This window comes from Paenibacillus sp. J31R30 (assembly GCF_059692115.1).
The window spans coordinates 107,215-123,168 of sequence record NZ_JCAUAV010000009.1 but is presented as its reverse complement, the minus strand read 5'-3'; the positions used below and the strand labels follow the sequence as shown (position 1 = coordinate 123,168).

Here is a 15,954-nt window from a genome sequence, read left to right as displayed (position 1 = left end):
AAGTGTTAATAGGTGAAACCTATAAACGCGATAGATTTTATATCTAAAGAAGAGAGTCTCCTTATGGTACAATATGTTCAGGATATAACGATTGGAATGCTAACTAACTAGGTTTGCTAAATAAGGAGTGAATGATTGTCATGGCTGATGTTAAAAAAATTGCGGTAATCGCTGGGGACGGTATTGGTCCAGAAGTCGTTGCAGAAGCAGAAAAAGTATTGAAACGTACGGAAGAATTGTTCGGATATCAATTTGAAACAGAACACGCGCTTTTCGGTGGTATCGCGATCGATGAGAAAGGTACACCGCTTCCGGAAGAAACTTTGAAAGTTTGTCAATCCGCAGACGCTGTTCTTCTAGGAGCAGTTGGGGGTCCGAAATGGGACAACAACTCCAAAGAGCTTCGCCCTGAAACAGGTCTTCTTGGCATTCGTAAAGCGCTTGGCTTGTTCTCCAACATCCGTCCTGCGTTCATCTTTGATTGCTTGAAAGAAGCTTCCACATTGAAACCGGAAGTTCTTGAAGGTACAGATTTGATCGTTGTTCGTGAGTTGACTGGCGGTATTTACTTCGGTGAGAAATTCCGTCGTGAAACAGCAAATGGTCAAGAAGCGGTTGACACTTGTGCATATAACGTAATGGAAATCGAGCGTATCGCGCGTCAAGCGTTTGATATTGCACGCACGCGTCGCAAGAAGCTTGCTTCCGTTGACAAAGCAAACGTACTTGAAACATCCCGCCTGTGGCGTGAAGTAGTCATCCGTGTATCGGCTGACTACCCAGATGTTGAGCTTGAGCACGTATTGGTTGATAACTGTGCGATGCAATTGCTTCGCCGTCCGTCCAGCTTCGATGTTATCGTAACAGAGAACATGTTCGGCGACATTTTGAGTGACGAAGCAGCAATGCTTACAGGCTCCATCGGGATGCTTGCATCTGCTTCCCTTGGCGAAGGCAGCTTCGGCTTGTACGAGCCGGTACACGGTTCTGCTCCTGATATTGCAGGTCAAGGTATTTCCAACCCAATCGCAACGATCCTTTCCGTTGCTTTGATGTTCCGTTTGACTTTCGGCTACCACGAAGCAGCGGATTCCATCGAACGCGCTGTGAAAGAAGTCTTGGACGCTGGTCACCGTACAGGCGACATCGCAGTAGATAAGAGCACAGCGATCGGTACACTTGCTATGGGTCAATTGATTGTTGACGCTATGCGTAAATAAGCCAGATAAAAGCTCGCATTTTCGAAGCAGAACGGCTTCGGGAATGCGGTTTTTTTTGTTAAGATAAGTAGCTGCATTTCGTGTCGAATCTTTGCAGGTACAAGCCATCGGACGCCTCACCAAACGCTCTCTGATCGGATCTTTGGCCGTTTAATTCAATTGATAGGGGTATTTGATAGGAAGAAGCTTGGAGGGCTGTAGAGCTTAGTTAGAGAATTAGGAGGGGCCTGTTTGACATGCAAAAGCATACCAGCGGCAGTCTACTTCCGATTAAAATAATTATTATCTAGTATACGATCTAATTATTGACTTTCAAGTAGGTGGATGGTACCATTTTATACGGATAATATAGAATACAGATAGATTTTGAGGAGGAATTATACCCATGGCAGAACGTTTAGTTGGTAAACAAGCTCCTGATTTTACAATGGAGACAGCTACAGGTGACGGTACAGCATTTGGTAAAGCATCTTTGTCCGATTACAAAGGAAAATGGTTAGTTCTTTTCTTCTACCCATTGGACTTCACATTCGTTTGTCCAACTGAAATCACAGCACTTAGCTATGCTGCTGATCAATTCAAAGCTTTGGACACTGAAATTCTTGGTGTTTCCATCGACAGCATCCACACACACAAAGCGTGGATCAACACGCCGGTTAACGATAATGGTCTTGGCAAATTGGCATTCCCACTTGCTGCAGACATTACGAAATCCGTTGCTCGTGACTACGGCGTTCTAATCGAAGAAGAAGGTATCGCGCTCCGCGGTCTTTTCATCATCGATCCAGAAGGCGAAATGAAATACGAAGTTGTTAACCACAACGACGTAGGTCGCAGCGTAGAAGAAACACTTCGTGTACTTCAAGCGCTTCAATCCGGCGGATTGTGCCCAATGAACTGGAAACCAGGCGACAAAAACTTGGTTGTTAAATAAGTTTTAACTACATAGGAAGGCCCCTCAGTGTAGCATGCGAATGCGGGCGGAGGGGTCTTTCTTCATAAGGAGAACATTCATGGATGTCATAACGACGGAAGAGTTATATTGGGTACGTAAGGAGGGCAATGAAGCAGTAATTGGGCTTACTGAGCATGCGTTAGAGAAATGGGGAATGATCCTATTCATCGAACTGCCAGAGAAGGGTGTCGAGTTAACGAAAGGGGAGTTCATGAGTTCACTCGAAACGGCTGTCGATGAATATGAGTTGTTTTCCCCTGTATCGGGGAAAGTGACGGCTGTGAACATGTTGATTGAGCGAGCCACTATGCTGCTGTATGAGTCGCCATATGATAAAGGCTGGCTGTTTCGGGTAGCGTTGGTTTAGTCTCCTCCACCACCGCCACCGCCATCTCCACCCCCACCACCAGAATCGCTTCCTCCACTATCCCCACCACTATCGTTGGAGTCCCCGTGATTGCCATGACTGCCATGACCGCTGTGATGATGGTTCCCATGACGATGGTGATCATCGTAGAGAGAGGAATCGCTCGCGAAGCCGCTATAGCTGGCATCATGGTTGTCACGGCGTCTGCTCCGATTCCTTTTGCGAGACTCTTGAGTAAAAGCTGAGAAAAGGATTAGGACTGCAATGACAATAACAAAAAAAATGATGAAAGTACCCATGTTCACGCCTCCTCGAAAATGAAATGGATTGTATTCCGCGCCAAATTGGCTGCACGGCTAGGCAGATATTAGCAATGGGACCTGCCCGTGCTGAAAAAAGCCGTCCCCCTTAGAGAACGGCCGACATTATTCATTGCGATTTGGAAAGCTGCTTAAATTTGTTTAGATATTTGACTACAGTTAGGACATATGTCGCATGGGACCATGTAAGTGGAGCTACGGAAACCGGCTCACCAGAGAAGGGATCTAATTGTTCGGACAATACGCCGCTTTCCATCGCGTGTTTGACGACCCACTCCAGCGTTTTGCGCGGAGCTTCAAGTTCAGCAATCGTCTTGGCGTACTCAATTTCCCACTCAGCAATCCAGAGTGTACAAATAATCCAAGGATTACCTGGAACTTTCTCGATATCGGTGGAACGTTGGAAGTAATAATCATGATGATAGCGGGCGGAGCCACCGACTTCGGTTTTGATCATAAGGCCTTCTTTGTTCGCTTGCATTGTACTTACTACACGCGGATCGTCAGCAGGAAGCACGCCAAACTCAAAAATGCCGTACACGGAGCTCTCCAATGTCATATCTTTAACCCATTCGCCATCTTCCATATACAAGCCGCGAACGAATCGTTGTTCACCTTCATCCCACAGATGCTTCAGGATACCGGATTTGATTTTCTCCGCCGTATGCTTGTAGCGGTTGCTTCGCTCTTCATCTCCGAACAAATTGCTGAAGTTCGAAGCAGCGATTAATCCGCCGTACACAGCTGAGGCTGTGAAGGTATAGATGCCGTAACGTTCTTCCCATAAATCGTAGCTCGGCTTAGGTAGATTCAGTTCTTGATCGATGTAAGTGGACATGAATCTCGCCGCTCTACGAATGAGGTTCCGGTATAAAGATTGAGCAAATTCAAGGCTTCCATTTTTCTGGAAATCCTGCCAGAGGGCAAATAACACAAGCGCCGTTTCGTCTTCCTGAATGGGAAGCTGTACACGACCGGAATGAATGTAAGGATGCCAGCTGGAGCCTACGGTACCGTCTGGATTGTATTTATGATGCAAATAGCCTTCAGGAGACAGCACATTGGCACAGAAATTAAAGAAAGGAATAATCATACCTTGGTACCCAGCCATGGACATGGAATAAGCGATTAACGCACCATCACGCGGCCACATGTAGCTGTAATGATCTCGGTTACTTTGCATAATGTCGGAATCGTTCGCTGCAATAATAGCGCCGTTCACATCGGTTTGTGTGCGAACGAGCAGCAAGCTTTGTTTGAAAAGACGTTGCACTTCAGGTGTGAGATCGTAGTAGTCGCGATCGATTTTGTTCGCCCAACGCTGCCAATATACCGTCACACGGTCAAGCAGTTTGCCTGGGTGGCTGTCTTTCACATAAGCGTCGAGCTTCTTAACTTCCTCCAGGTTTTTGCCTGCGCCCATCCAGTAGTAAAGCGTCTGGTTTCCGTTAGGCGGGACGAAGAGCCGGAAAGAGATCGTACTATCGACGGAGCCTTGTGCGATGGCATTCCCCATGAGATGGCCATCTTCAGCATCGCGCCATGTGCCTTCGGCGTTGTAGAACCTTTTGACCCCAGTGGAATATTGATAAATACCTTCCGTACCCGTGGAGCCGTTAAACATGAAATAACGATCCTTTTTATAATGAAAGACGGTGTTTGTTGAAGGGTAGTAAGCGGCTGTATCGCCGACTTCCGTCTCATTAATGAGCAGGTCCTGATTGAAGAACATACGTACTTCACGAACGGTATTGGTGTGATTGGTAATGTGAATCCGTTTCAAATAAATATCCTCACGCTGGTGAACGCCGTCATTCATAAGCAGAGTAACACCGAGTCCAGGATGTGTAGCAGTCACCTCAGTGACCAGGGAATCTTCGACATAGCCGAGCTTGAATTGCCACTCAGGGGCATTCAACCATGCGAAGTCACCATCTACCCATACACCAACACGACACTGATAGCCGCCAATATGGTTAAGCTGGCCGACGAAAGGATAGTACAGATCTCTCATGTACGAATGCTGATCGAGGTTAATAAGGAATTTTCCATTTCCGATGACCAGATGTCTTGGCAATACAATCACTTCCCCACTCTTTTGTTTGATGCGCATTCAGCTCAGACCAGGAGGACTGAACGATGGAGCACAAGTCTTGCCAATAGGTTACCTAATTCTATCAAAGGAATCAATGATCCTTTGAAAAAAATTCTGAAAATTCTAACTGGTCACGCTTACAATTGGTATATGCATCCAAATTACTTGATTATTTCCTTTTGTTGCGGGGACATACTGGTTGGTAGAGCCAGATTAGAGATCATCTTCTCGTAAACATGAGTTGTCAAAGAACCATTTTTGGCCAAGTTAAATTGGGTACTAACGGTACGTAAGGCAGTGGAAGCAAGCTTGGATGCATAGACGGGTTGTTCTAAAAGTTGAATGATTTGCCTTGCTAAAGTATCGCTGTCCCCTGGCGGAAATGTACATCCGTTCACGCCATTTTTGACAATCTCTATGAGGCCTCCGGTTTCAGAGACGATGAGAGGTGTCCCGCTGGCCATCGCTTCTAAAGCAACCAGTCCGAAAGGTTCGTAAAGGCTTGGGACAATACATAGATCTGCCGAGTGTAAAAGCAAGTTTTTGTCCGCCTCATCGAGAAAGCCTGTGAAGCGTACCCGATCTCCGAAGCTTAACGCGAGCTGCTCCAACGCATCATACTCAGGTCCCGTGCCGGCAATGACGAGCTTAACGTCTGGGAATGTAGCGAGCACGAGCGGCATCGCGGCTAGAAGTGTGAGCACACCTTTTTCGAACACAAGCCGTCCTAGAAAAGCAAGAATGCGCTGCGGCTTATCATGCGTGGTAATGGCATCACCCAGCAGTTGATTCGTCGTAGAAGACGATGGATCGGGTTTGTGCGAAGGAGCGATGCCGTTCGGAATAGGTGTTATTTTATGAATAGGGATATGAAAGAGCGTCTTAATCTCTTGCTGCATAGAAAGACTGCACACGATGAGATGATCGGCTGCTGCTGTTAATTTACCTTCTAGGGTATGAATCCGTTTCTGTAACGGTGACTCCAGCTTTCCTAGATTTCGTCCTGTCTCCGTCGCGTGAATTGTGGCTAGAAGCGGGAGGCGCAGCTCTTGTTTGGCCACATGTGCTGTGTAGTAAACAAGCCAATCATGCGCATGCACAAGATCGAAAACGAAGCCTTGCCGTGATAACTCTAACATGATGTCGGTGAACGCCATATTTATTTGAAATACGTGATCCAGGAAGTGCAGAGGATCCGTTGTAGGGAGCACTTCCGCACGATGAACATGGACGCCCTCTACCACTTCATAGGAAGGACATCCGGGAGACTGGCAGGTGATGACATGGATGGTATGACCGTCGGATGTAAGCTGTTTGGATAGGTCGCAGACGGCTCTGGCAAGACCACCGATCACATGCGGCGGGTATTCCCAAGCGAGCATAAGAACGCGCAGTTTGGATGCATATCCGCGAGTGGATGCTTCTGTCAATGAGGTGACGGCAACTTCGTTTAATGGTGTTTCTGTATCTACGCGCGATGGCGAGCGCTGAATGTCATGTTTAGAAGAAGATGGCTGAAAAAGACGATATTGAAGTTCTGGTAAAAAAGGAGACTTCCGTTCCAAAGCATGCACGAGTGTCGCAAGCTCTTTGTCCGTGCTGCCCTTGTCTAACGTGTTCAACAGGTTATGGAAGTGTGACAAATGCGTTTCAATACGCTTCGTCGCATAGGAGGTGACCGTGTCCGCATCCAGAATAAACGTCCAGTCGCTGCTCTGTGCGAGCATCAGCTCCCGCGCGGCTTGATTCAGCGCCCGCAGCTGCAGGCTGCTGAGCGCTGCCGGATCCTGGTGCTTCTGCGCAGCCTGCACCATTCGGTCCTCCGCCGCGTGCAGCCGCGGCGTCACCCACTGGCTGCGCGGCTGCAGCCAGACCTCGGCATAGCCGCCGCGGCCCCAGCTCGACACCGGAAGCGTAGCTTCGGTGATCGGCGCATGGCCGGCGGCGTAGCCGCCAAGCGTAGTCGTGTGCACGACTACGCTTTCATCGCTGCGCGCGGCAAGGCCGCGCAGCACGGCTTCGAGCCACTGGTGGCCTTCGTACCACCAGTGCCCGAACAGCTCGGCATCGTATGGACATACGATGACCGCAGGCTCTGCAGACGCAGTGCGCCGCGCCGCGAGGCGGCGCACTTGCGCCACCCGGCTAGCGATGAAATGCTCAGCATGCTGCTGAGCTTTCTGTGCGGCGCGCGCCGGGTGGTAGGGGACTTTGGCGTCACCGTCACCGGTGACGCTGTAGTACTTGAAGCCCGTGTTGATGCGTGCGCCATCCGGCAGCACATAGGGCTTCAAGTAAGCCCACTCGGCGCCGCCTTCGCGGCCGAGGTCGTAGCCGATATCGCGATAATATTCGCGATAGTCGGGGTCGCCGGGGTATCCGGCCTCGGCGCTCCAAACATTGGCGCCGGCCTCGGGATCCCGGGCGAACGCGCAGGCGCCGCTTGGCGTGCGCAGCGGCAAGCCAGCGATGTCTGCATGGCCATCGCGATGTGCTAACGCATGTGCATGCGTGTCAACGACGAAGTAACGTAGATCTAATGCTTGCAGGTGAGGCTCAAGCGCTGGTGAATACCCGCACTCGGGCAGCCAAATGCCAGCCGGAGCGACACCAAAATGGCGGCGGAATTCTTGGACCGCCGCTTCAAGCTGCGCGCGTAGTGTAGCCTCGTTCTTGACCAAGGGTAAGAACGCATGCGTAGCGGCGCAAGTAATTAATTCTAAGCAGCCCGTGCTGCTGAGGCTGCGGAACTTCGCAATGAGATCGCCGTGAAGGCGATCGTAGAGAAGGCTGAGCCGGTGATACCGATCAGCGTACAGCTTGGCTAGCGGGCCGAAGGCTTCATCGCCCCACAGGCGAATGACTTCTCGCTGTCCCAGCTCGCAAAGCTTTAACAGGTGTTTGCGAAGCCGCATATGCAACCGTGAATCCTCCAGCATAGCTAGCAGCGGCGGAGACAAGGACAAGGTAAGGCGGAACGGGACTTGATCTTCAAGGAGCCTCTCCATCATGTCGATGAGAGGAAGATACGTATCGACAACTGCTTCGAAAAACCAGCGTTCTTCCAACGTAATTTCAGATGCATTGTGGCGAACATAAGGGATATGGGCATGCAAGAGCAAAGCAACATAGCCTTGTACGTTAGTGCTCAATCAGTATCGCCTCCGGATTCCATATCTACTAGGTAAGTGTTCTTCGGGACATACACCGAATAGGCCGAGAAATACGCATATGCATCGGGCGTTACTTGCGGTAAATGAAGGGTCGCCAGCTGGTAGATGAAAGGCAGATCAGATTCAGCTTGATTACTCGTGTTAGGCAGTTCATTGGCTGGAAGTTGAATGGTATTGGAATGTAGGAGCGGAAGGAAGTGGCCATGCTCATTCCGAACACCGAGACTTGCGAAGTACGTTTGACCGGCGTTTAACCCGCTTACAAAGCAGGATTCTCCTGGGGGAAGAAGAAGCTCTAAGACCCTCTCTGCAGGTTCCTGCGGCTTGCTGAGAGATGGATCGTTCACTTCATGAAACCGAAGTGAGGGCGTTAATGAACGCCAATCTTTCTGGAAATGCTCCTGAAGGAGCATTTGCTTACTGGATGAGAGCTGCCAATAAATAAACTGAACCGCAGGGGACTGTGCTAGTAAATAAAGCGTATCGCGATTGATGACAAAGGGGTGTGCTTGGATGGAGATCAGACTCACCTTTTCTCAAAATATCAGAATTCAAATTTTTCATAATCATACAGCGTTATTTCGTGATACATGCACCACACAAGAAGGGGGCTCTTCCAATATATATGTTAGGGAAAGAAGAAAACCTATATCGGACCATTCGTTTAAGAAAGCACATTTGTGTTAAACCTATGTTCAATTGTAGCATATGCGCCATATAAACCAAAAATCTCCACCCATATTAAAAGGGGGGAGATCGCTTGCATATGCTTTACTTGGGTGAAACATTACCTTCCATGTACCTACTTTCCGTAAGTCTCATTAGAGAATCATACCGATTCGCCGAAGTGAAAACCAAGAGATACTCATCTTGTTTCACATTGGTGTAGGAGGCTCTGAATCCGGTATGATACTGAACTGTCATGCTGGAGGATTGATCGTCATATTGGACAAAAGCAATCTGTCTGGAAACACTCGGAATCATGTTCACGCCGCTCTCCCCTTCATCTTAAGAATTCGGAAAACACGTAATGGATCGATCATTACTATATTTATGCTTATTCAAACACATTTAGAATGATTTGACATAAGCTAGCTCTCTGATGAAAAAGGAATTTCACACATTTGTAACGAATATATTAAATTAATCCGGGTTCAACGATTAGGAGGGAATTCCATGAGTTTTTGCTGTGGAGCCAGTATGATTGGAACAAAAGGTACTTTGAAGCACATACGTACACAAATTCACAATGTGCCCATTCTCTTCTGCCCGGTATGTCACCATATTGAGGTTCATTATTTGGTTGAGAACGAGTATGAAATCCTCGCCGAATACGCCCATGGAGATGGAGCTGCTGAAGTTGATTTTGTCGAGTACGTAGATGGCAAAGATCATCTGTTGCACGATAATTGTGTCAACCACGAAGGCGAAGAGCCTATGGATATTGTTCGCTGTCAAATTGACATGGCGTTAGATCTGCTTGGATTCGCCAAAACGATTGAGGATCATGAATGGGAAGAGCAGCTTATGAAACGATTAAAAATGCTGAGCGCACGCCGCGACAAGCTAAAAAATAAAAAGACCTCTAAGAATTCCTAGAGGGAATTTCGTTTTAATGGAAAACCTCCCGTTAATTTTCTGGTTTTTGCTGTGTTCGAAGCAAATCCCAGAGAATAACGGGAGGTTTTCCTGTTTGCAGGAAAATAGTAAGAGCCGCGCTACTACTGGCAGCGGGCTCAACTAAATTGTACATCAACAACACTCAATTGATTTCCTGCAGCAACTTCGCAAAATCCTTCTGTAAGTCTCGGCTCAAAGGAATCTTGACAGAGGTATGCCTCAAATGAATCAGGAATCTCCGTGAAGTGGGAAAGCCACTTTCTTTCACAAAAGAGACGACGTGCCGCAAATTAACTAGAAAGCCCTTGAAAGGGCTGAACATATGAGGTGTGCTTTGGGCCAGAATCTCGGATAAATTAGAACTGGATTCCATTTGAGCACCGTTGATCAGATGAATTCTAGTATGTCGCTTATCTTCCTTCTCGACGAAAAGAATGGCATCCTCGGATATGGGCAGCTGCGATTTCTGATTTTTAATGGTGATCCACGTTGCTGAGGTTGGTTGTGGATCTTGCAGCACGCGGCTGCGATCTAATTGAATTTCGGCGATAGCCTTTCGGATGGCGGCTTGAAATTTAGGAAGCATGACAGGCTTGGAAAGAAAATAGACAGAGTCTAGTTCATGAAAGGCCGTCAAGATATGATCCATATTTGTTGTGCCGCTAACCATGATCACCTTTTGCTGATAGCCAGCCATACGTAAGGATTGAACGACGCTAATTCCATCCAAATTACCTTCAAGTCCTATATCCATAAGCACAATATCAGGCTGAAGCTTGTCATAATCCAGTAGAAATTGTTCCCCGTCCGACACAATAGAAATGACTTGTAATCCGCATTGCTGACAATAGCTTTCAAGTAATTGACCTACCCAGTAGTTATCTTCTACGATGGCGACTGTAAAGCCGTGCTTCATTTGTTGATCTCACTCCAATCCTTTCTGTACATCAGCACGAACGATGTCATCTTATACGCGTTAACAGCCAACTTAGTCCACTTTGAAGGCAAAAGTACAATTATCTTGTATACTTCGAAGTGAGATTAGAAAGGTCAGGCTGCTCATAGAATGATTTCTTTGGTTAGAAATGAGGGAAGGCGCACTTGTTTACAGGGGTAAAATTGATTTTATCACTATTGTATTTTCTTCCCATGCTCTTATTCTCATTCATGTTATTTCGACTGCGATTAAAGCCCTATTGGAAACAAATTACGGTAGCCGCAGCAGCCGGAACAGCATTCACTTATGTATATGGCGTTTCGTTATGGCTAGTCACAGTTATTTGCATCTTGCTCATGGTTGTATGGAAATATCGTTTGATTCCCGCATTACTTATTGCACTTTCTGGTTTTATGATGTCAGCAATTATTTCAACCGTTGTTCTCGTTTCTTTGGACTTTCTACAGGTTATTGATATAGCAGAATTGCAAAATAATTGGTATGCCTTTTGTTTAACTCGCTTACTAGGTTTCATAGTAAAATGTAGTGTTCTAGTAACCTTATATCGACTCCGATTAGGCTTTACATTTCTCTCCAATTATGTGAGCTTCCCGTTCGCAAGAGAGAATGCAGGGGTATACCTTTTTATCGTAGTTACGTTGATCGGCGTTGCCTTCCGTCAACCTCACATGCAAAATGCGTTCAGTGCGGCTATGCCAATTCAAATGTTAAGTTTAGCAACTCTACTATTTATTTATGTCATTCTAAGTAAGGAATTTGGCTTTCAACGAAGAGGGGCAAAGGGAACCCAATGATTCCACTGCGTGTCCATTATTCAGAGCAACGTAATCAAGAATCGTTTGATGGTACTTCTTCTGTGGAATGGCTGCAGCAATGATAAAAGGTGCATTTTCATAGGTATCAAAATAAAGTTTGCCTTCAGAGGAGGCATACTTTTTTATTTTGTTCAGATTTACGAAAAGATGCATATCTAATTTAACAAAGTGGTGCTCCGATAAGGTTTCAATGAAGTGGGTGAAGGCTACGAGAGATTCAACCTGCTCTTCTTTCATCCCATCTTCAGATACATAGAGGATCGTTTGGATCCCAAACTCGACGTACCAAATGTTATCCAGATTGACTTGAGCTGGTTTAGACCAGGTAGAAGCTTCTTCTAAATATCCTGCCTTTTTAAGTAAGTCGGTGTACGGATACTGATAGGCGTGAGCCAATTTCCTTAAGGTCTCAGGAGAAGGTTTAATGACATCGTTGGTCGTACGATTACGACCTAGCTCCAGGTCCCTGATATAAGCGTGAGATAACCCGCTTTTGTTAGCTGCTTTACGCAGTGATGCTTTGCCTCGTAAGGTTTCAAGAAACTTACCGAATTGATTGCTAGCTTCCATATGAAACACCTCCCAATCTTACCATTTAAGAATAATACATATTATCGAATTTCGAAACCGAAGTTTTTCTCATTGGCATTTTATGAAATTTGCCTTAACGCCGTGCTTATCCTGTATGGCATCAATAAAGGCTATCTTAATATTATAAAGGATTGATTAAGCAATTGAAACCGTAAACAAGGGTTTATTTGCCAGTAGGTGCTCATTTAGAGATCTATGTTATAATGAATCAGCAATTTATTTTCTATTTTCATCACGTGTACCCCCCGAATTGTTATACATAGGGACGAAACTACTATACTGTGAGGTGGAAAGGTGCTACTGGTACTATTCAAAAAGTTTCTGGGAAAGAACGAGTCCCATGGAAAAAATGAACCGCAAGCCTCTTCACTCGAGGTCACTATACATCAAATTCAATCAGGAGACCTACGACTAAGGAATCAATTTATTGCGGATTATCAGCCGTATGTAGCGAAAGTGACGAGCAGATTCTGCAAACGATTTATTGACCCCGCCAGGGATGATGAATTCAGTATTGCATTAGCCGCTTTTAACGAAGCTATTAACCAATACTCTTCGGCTATGGGAAGGTCTTTCCTAGGTTTTGCAGAGACGGTTATCCGGCGGAGGTTAATTGATTTTATTCGTAAAGAGCAACGTTTCAAAGGGCAGATCCCTTACAGCTCATTTGATCAGGAAGATGATGAAGATAACTTAATGAATCCCATTGAGGTTCATCAAGCGATTGAAGCCTATGAGAAACAGAAGGGTTTGGAAGAAAGACGAAGTGAAATTATTGATTTTAATCGCTGTTTGAGTGATTTCGAAATTAATTTTTCGGAGTTGACGGAAGCTTCTCCCAAGCATGACGACTCAAGGCAGATGCTGTTCGGTATTGGCCGCACACTTGCACAGGATTCAGAGCTTATGCGCACTCTGTTGACGAAACGACAGCTGCCGATTAAAGAGCTGCTCGAGCAGGTTCAAGTATCTAGAAAAACCTTGGAACGAAATCGTAAGTACATCATTGCAATTGCACTTATTTTTAACGGCCCATATCCGTATCTACGGGATTACTTACATATTCGTGATGAAGAAAGTTGAATGAAAGGAAGAACAGCGCATGAACAAGGGGATCGTAATGGAATTAAGCGAGAGCTCCATTATTGTAATGAATTCAGAGGGTCGGTTTGACAAGCTTCCAAGGGGGACACGGAGCTGTGAGTTGGGAGAAGAGATTCTCTACGCGCCAGTGAAACGTCGGTTACGGGTACCGCAAATGGCGATCGTTTCAGGATTAGCTGCAGCGATTATGGTTTGCTTCGTTCTGGTCTCAACTTTATCAGGTGGCGTGCCAGGCAATAGCGTTGTTGCCTACGTATCCATTGATATTAATCCAAGTGTTGAAATTGGGATCGATAATAATGAGATTGTTCGTGACCTGCAAGGACTCAATACAGACGGTGATGATTTGATTCAAGCTTTAGTGTATGAAGGCAAAACATTAGAGGATGTAACGTCTGCTATTTTAGACAAAGCCGAACAGGGGGCACTGGCTAAGGGCGAGGGAGATATCATTATTTCCTCCACAGTTGTTGGCTCCAATACGACGGTGAGCGACGAAGCCATTGCAACGAAGCTCAAGGCCCAAGTCGCTAAGCACATCGAAGAAAGCCATCCGGATCAAGTGAAAAATTATGAGGTGCAAGCCTTCGCTGCTCCGCAAGAGGTTAGGAAGGAAGCACAAGCGAGTGGGGTTTCCGCAGGGAAATATGCCATCTATCTAAATGCCAATGATAATGGTGTGAAAGTATCATTAGATGATATCAAGACCACTTCCATTCATCAACTTGCGAAGGATAACGGTGGGATTCAATCATTCGTCAAACCAGATAAACCGATAGATAAGTCTTCTTTACAAAGACTACTGGCTGACGAAAAATCCGGCAAGCTTAGTGAACGTGCGCAACAGACTGCAAATGCAAAATTCAGTGGGAGCAATTCCTCTAACAAAGATGATGACAAGAACAGCAAAAATAATAACGGCAAAGGGAGTAATACCCCAGGCAAAGTGACAAGCAAACCAACGCCGACGCCATCATCGAAGAATGATCGAGATAATAATAACAAGAATAATAACGATAGAAATAATAGTAATAATGATAAAAATAACAATAATGACAAGAATAATGGAAATGACAAGAATAACAACGGAAATGATAAGAACAACAGTAATGATAAAAACAATAATGATAATAAATCGACCCCAAAGCCGGATCGTAAGGATGACGACGATGATAAGAACTCATCCTCTACGAAGAGGCCTACTCCAACGCCTAAGGCAACCGCAAAGCCTACTGTGAAGCCGACAAGCTCAAGTAAACCAACGGTGAAGCCATTCCAGCAGTCCAGAGATGATTTGGGGAGATTCCCAGGTGTAACTTGGGGCTTTGGAAACAATGATCGGGACGACAATAGGAATAATAATGAGGGAAGACGGTAGTAATCACCTGTCAGCGAAGGCAGAAGGGATTACGTTTAATGCTGTCTGGATGTAGACAAGAAGCACCTGAGGCGAGAGCCTTAGGTGTTTTTGCATGTTGATATCCGGTAACACAGCATGGAAAGATCAACCGAGTTGTATTACAATAGTTGAAGTGTAGGGAAGCATTATGCTCTTGCGGGAGAGCATGCCTAGAGCATGTTAATCTAGTTAATCTGTGATACTGAATCAGTAAACCTAAGGGGGAATAGGGTTTGAGATATTCGACGTTTGGGAAGTCAGGCTATAACGTGTCGTCGCTAGGATTCGGCGCAATGAATCTGCCAAGTGTACCGTTAGAACAAGCAAGAGAAGCGCTCAATTATGCCTTGGATCATGGCATTAACTATATAGATACGGCTGCTGCCTATAGGAACAGCGAAGAAATTATTGGCGAGTGTATCTCGCATCGCAGACAGGAATATTTCCTGGCAACGAAAACAGGAGCACGCGATTATGCAACTGCAAAAGCGGAAATAGAGCGAAGCCTAGTGCGTATGAAGACCGATCATGTGGATTTGCTGCAAATACACTATGTGAACAATGTGACGGAATACAAGAAAGCGATGGAAGTCGGTGGCGCTTATGAGGCTGCGCTAGAGGCTCAGCGAGAAGGAAAAGTGCGGTTTATCGGCATTTCCGGACACCGGCCAGATCTGCTTGTGAAATGGATTGCAAAGGAGCAATTCTCGCAAATTTTATTCCATTTGAACTTGGCGCAGCCTTTCGCGCTGGATGAGTTGATTCCCGTAGCGTCCGAGATGGATTTGATGCGAGTAGCGATGAAGCCTTTGTCTGGCGGATTCATTCAACCCGTGGATCGGGCGATTCGGTATCCGTACAGCCAAGACGTGCATGTCACGATTTCTGGCATGGTAAGTGTCAAGGAAGTACAAGAGAATTTGGACGCCCAAGAGCAGGAAGTAGGGCCAGAGGAACGCCATGAGTTAGAGCAGCTAGCTCTTGAATTGGGTGAGCATGATTGTAGACGGTGTAACTATTGCTCCTGTCCATTGGAAATCCCGATCCCCGATGTGATGATCGCCAGTAAGTTCAGGGAGAAATTCGGCCTGCTGCCGAAGGGGGATGGATTCTTCCAGCGACATAAGGAAAAAATAACAAGCTGCGCAGACCATGATCCTTGTAAGGTAGTACCGCTTTGCGAAGCTAAGTGTCCTTATCAATTGCCGATGCAGTCGGTGGTGCAGAAGGCAGCGTCGTTTTATTAGGCTGGTGAGTAGGGATCAGTCATGTTCTGCCTGCTGTCCGGGGTTGTGCGGAATCGCGGACGCTTCAAATAACTGGAAAATCTACAGTTA

15 protein-coding genes are annotated in these 15,954 nt (G+C 46.3%); 8 read left to right on the top strand and 7 right to left on the bottom strand.

Annotation, left to right across the window (positions count from 1 at the left end):
• Positions 1-140 precede the first annotated feature (140 nt).
• From leuB to AC58QO_RS24775, 3 genes are all read left to right on the top strand, one after another.
• Positions 141-1,220: a 3-isopropylmalate dehydrogenase gene (gene leuB / locus AC58QO_RS24785; RefSeq protein ID WP_497270228.1), complete on the top strand. Its 1,080-nt coding sequence runs from the start codon at positions 141-143 to the stop codon at positions 1,218-1,220.
• Between the two features lie 385 nt (positions 1,221-1,605).
• The gene (locus AC58QO_RS24780; protein WP_497270226.1) at positions 1,606-2,154 is read left to right on the top strand and encodes a peroxiredoxin; all 549 of its coding nucleotides are present in this window, start codon (positions 1,606-1,608) and stop codon (positions 2,152-2,154) included.
• A 79-nt stretch (positions 2,155-2,233) separates the two neighbouring features.
• Entirely contained in the window at positions 2,234-2,542 is a 309-nt protein-coding gene (locus AC58QO_RS24775) for a glycine cleavage system H family protein (RefSeq protein ID WP_497270225.1), read from the top strand.
• On the opposite strand, the gene AC58QO_RS24770 is transcribed toward AC58QO_RS24775, so the two are convergent.
• The 5 genes from AC58QO_RS24770 to AC58QO_RS24750 all read right to left on the bottom strand — a co-directional run bounded on the left by AC58QO_RS24770 (position 2,539) and on the right by AC58QO_RS24750 (position 9,114).
• Positions 2,539-2,841, bottom strand: coding sequence for a hypothetical protein (locus AC58QO_RS24770; RefSeq protein ID WP_497270223.1), 303 nt, complete (start codon positions 2,839-2,841; stop codon positions 2,539-2,541). The two genes, AC58QO_RS24775 and AC58QO_RS24770, sit on opposite strands and share 4 nt — an antisense overlap.
• Before the next feature lie 130 nt (positions 2,842-2,971).
• Positions 2,972-4,939 carry a glycoside hydrolase family 15 protein gene (locus AC58QO_RS24765; protein ID WP_497270221.1) on the bottom strand — a complete coding sequence of 656 codons (1,968 nt, stop codon included), beginning with the start codon at positions 4,937-4,939 and terminating at the stop codon, positions 2,972-2,974.
• A gap of 179 nt (positions 4,940-5,118) precedes the next feature.
• A complete protein-coding gene (locus tag AC58QO_RS24760; protein WP_497270219.1) occupies positions 5,119-8,109 on the bottom strand; it encodes a 1,4-alpha-glucan branching protein domain-containing protein in 2,991 nt (996 codons plus the stop codon).
• Positions 8,106-8,660 carry a DUF4912 domain-containing protein gene (locus AC58QO_RS24755; RefSeq protein WP_497270217.1) on the bottom strand — a complete coding sequence of 185 codons (555 nt, stop codon included), beginning with the start codon at positions 8,658-8,660 and terminating at the stop codon, positions 8,106-8,108. The genes AC58QO_RS24760 and AC58QO_RS24755 overlap by 4 nt, the downstream gene beginning before the upstream one ends.
• Before the next feature lie 241 nt (positions 8,661-8,901).
• Complete coding sequence (locus AC58QO_RS24750; RefSeq protein WP_497270407.1) at positions 8,902-9,114, bottom strand: KTSC domain-containing protein; 213 nt, start codon at positions 9,112-9,114, stop codon at positions 8,902-8,904.
• A 192-nt stretch (positions 9,115-9,306) separates the two neighbouring features.
• Here AC58QO_RS24750 and AC58QO_RS24745 point away from each other — a divergent pair, with 192 nt between their 5' ends.
• Positions 9,307-9,729 (top strand): hypothetical protein, encoded by a 423-nt coding sequence (locus AC58QO_RS24745; RefSeq protein WP_497270215.1) that lies wholly within the window; start codon positions 9,307-9,309, stop codon positions 9,727-9,729.
• A 163-nt stretch (positions 9,730-9,892) separates the two neighbouring features.
• On the opposite strand, the gene AC58QO_RS24740 is transcribed toward AC58QO_RS24745, so the two are convergent.
• Entirely contained in the window at positions 9,893-10,666 is a 774-nt protein-coding gene (locus AC58QO_RS24740) for a LytR/AlgR family response regulator transcription factor (protein ID WP_497270213.1), read from the bottom strand.
• Positions 10,667-10,851: 185 nt separating this feature from the next.
• Here AC58QO_RS24740 and AC58QO_RS24735 point away from each other — a divergent pair, with 185 nt between their 5' ends.
• A complete protein-coding gene (locus tag AC58QO_RS24735; RefSeq protein WP_497270211.1) occupies positions 10,852-11,502 on the top strand; it encodes a hypothetical protein in 651 nt (216 codons plus the stop codon).
• On the opposite strand, the gene AC58QO_RS24730 is transcribed toward AC58QO_RS24735, so the two are convergent.
• Positions 11,452-12,093: a helix-turn-helix domain-containing protein gene (locus tag AC58QO_RS24730; RefSeq protein WP_497270210.1), complete on the bottom strand. Its 642-nt coding sequence runs from the start codon at positions 12,091-12,093 to the stop codon at positions 11,452-11,454. The genes AC58QO_RS24735 and AC58QO_RS24730 overlap by 51 nt on opposite strands.
• Before the next feature lie 315 nt (positions 12,094-12,408).
• Between AC58QO_RS24730 and sigI the strand changes: the two genes are divergently transcribed.
• The 3 genes from sigI to AC58QO_RS24715 all read left to right on the top strand — a co-directional run bounded on the left by sigI (position 12,409) and on the right by AC58QO_RS24715 (position 15,864).
• Positions 12,409-13,197, top strand: coding sequence for an RNA polymerase sigma factor SigI (gene sigI, locus AC58QO_RS24725; protein ID WP_497270208.1), 789 nt, complete (start codon positions 12,409-12,411; stop codon positions 13,195-13,197).
• A 19-nt stretch (positions 13,198-13,216) separates the two neighbouring features.
• Positions 13,217-14,596, top strand: a complete 1,380-nt coding sequence (locus AC58QO_RS24720; protein ID WP_497270207.1) for an anti-sigma factor domain-containing protein — start codon at positions 13,217-13,219, stop codon at positions 14,594-14,596.
• A 254-nt stretch (positions 14,597-14,850) separates the two neighbouring features.
• Positions 14,851-15,864, top strand: a complete 1,014-nt coding sequence (locus AC58QO_RS24715; protein WP_497270205.1) for an aldo/keto reductase — start codon at positions 14,851-14,853, stop codon at positions 15,862-15,864.
• The last annotated feature ends 90 nt before the right edge of the window (positions 15,865-15,954 follow it).

Excerpts from the sequence above, each read along its gene's own strand:
- leuB (WP_497270228.1), top strand. The coding sequence starts at position 141 with ATGGCTGATGTTAAAAAAATTGCGGTAATCGCTGGGGACGGTATTGGT.
- AC58QO_RS24780 (WP_497270226.1), top strand. The coding sequence starts at position 1,606 with ATGGCAGAACGTTTAGTTGGTAAACAAGCTCCTGATTTTACAATGGAG.
- AC58QO_RS24775 (WP_497270225.1), top strand. The coding sequence starts at position 2,234 with ATGGATGTCATAACGACGGAAGAGTTATATTGGGTACGTAAGGAGGGC.
- AC58QO_RS24770 (WP_497270223.1), bottom strand. The coding sequence starts at position 2,841 with ATGGGTACTTTCATCATTTTTTTTGTTATTGTCATTGCAGTCCTAATC.
- AC58QO_RS24750 (WP_497270407.1), bottom strand. The coding sequence starts at position 9,114 with ATGATTCCGAGTGTTTCCAGACAGATTGCTTTTGTCCAATATGACGAT.
- AC58QO_RS24745 (WP_497270215.1), top strand. The coding sequence starts at position 9,307 with ATGAGTTTTTGCTGTGGAGCCAGTATGATTGGAACAAAAGGTACTTTG.
- AC58QO_RS24740 (WP_497270213.1), bottom strand. The coding sequence starts at position 10,666 with ATGAAGCACGGCTTTACAGTCGCCATCGTAGAAGATAACTACTGGGTA.
- AC58QO_RS24730 (WP_497270210.1), bottom strand. The coding sequence starts at position 12,093 with ATGGAAGCTAGCAATCAATTCGGTAAGTTTCTTGAAACCTTACGAGGC.
- AC58QO_RS24720 (WP_497270207.1), top strand. The coding sequence starts at position 13,217 with ATGAACAAGGGGATCGTAATGGAATTAAGCGAGAGCTCCATTATTGTA.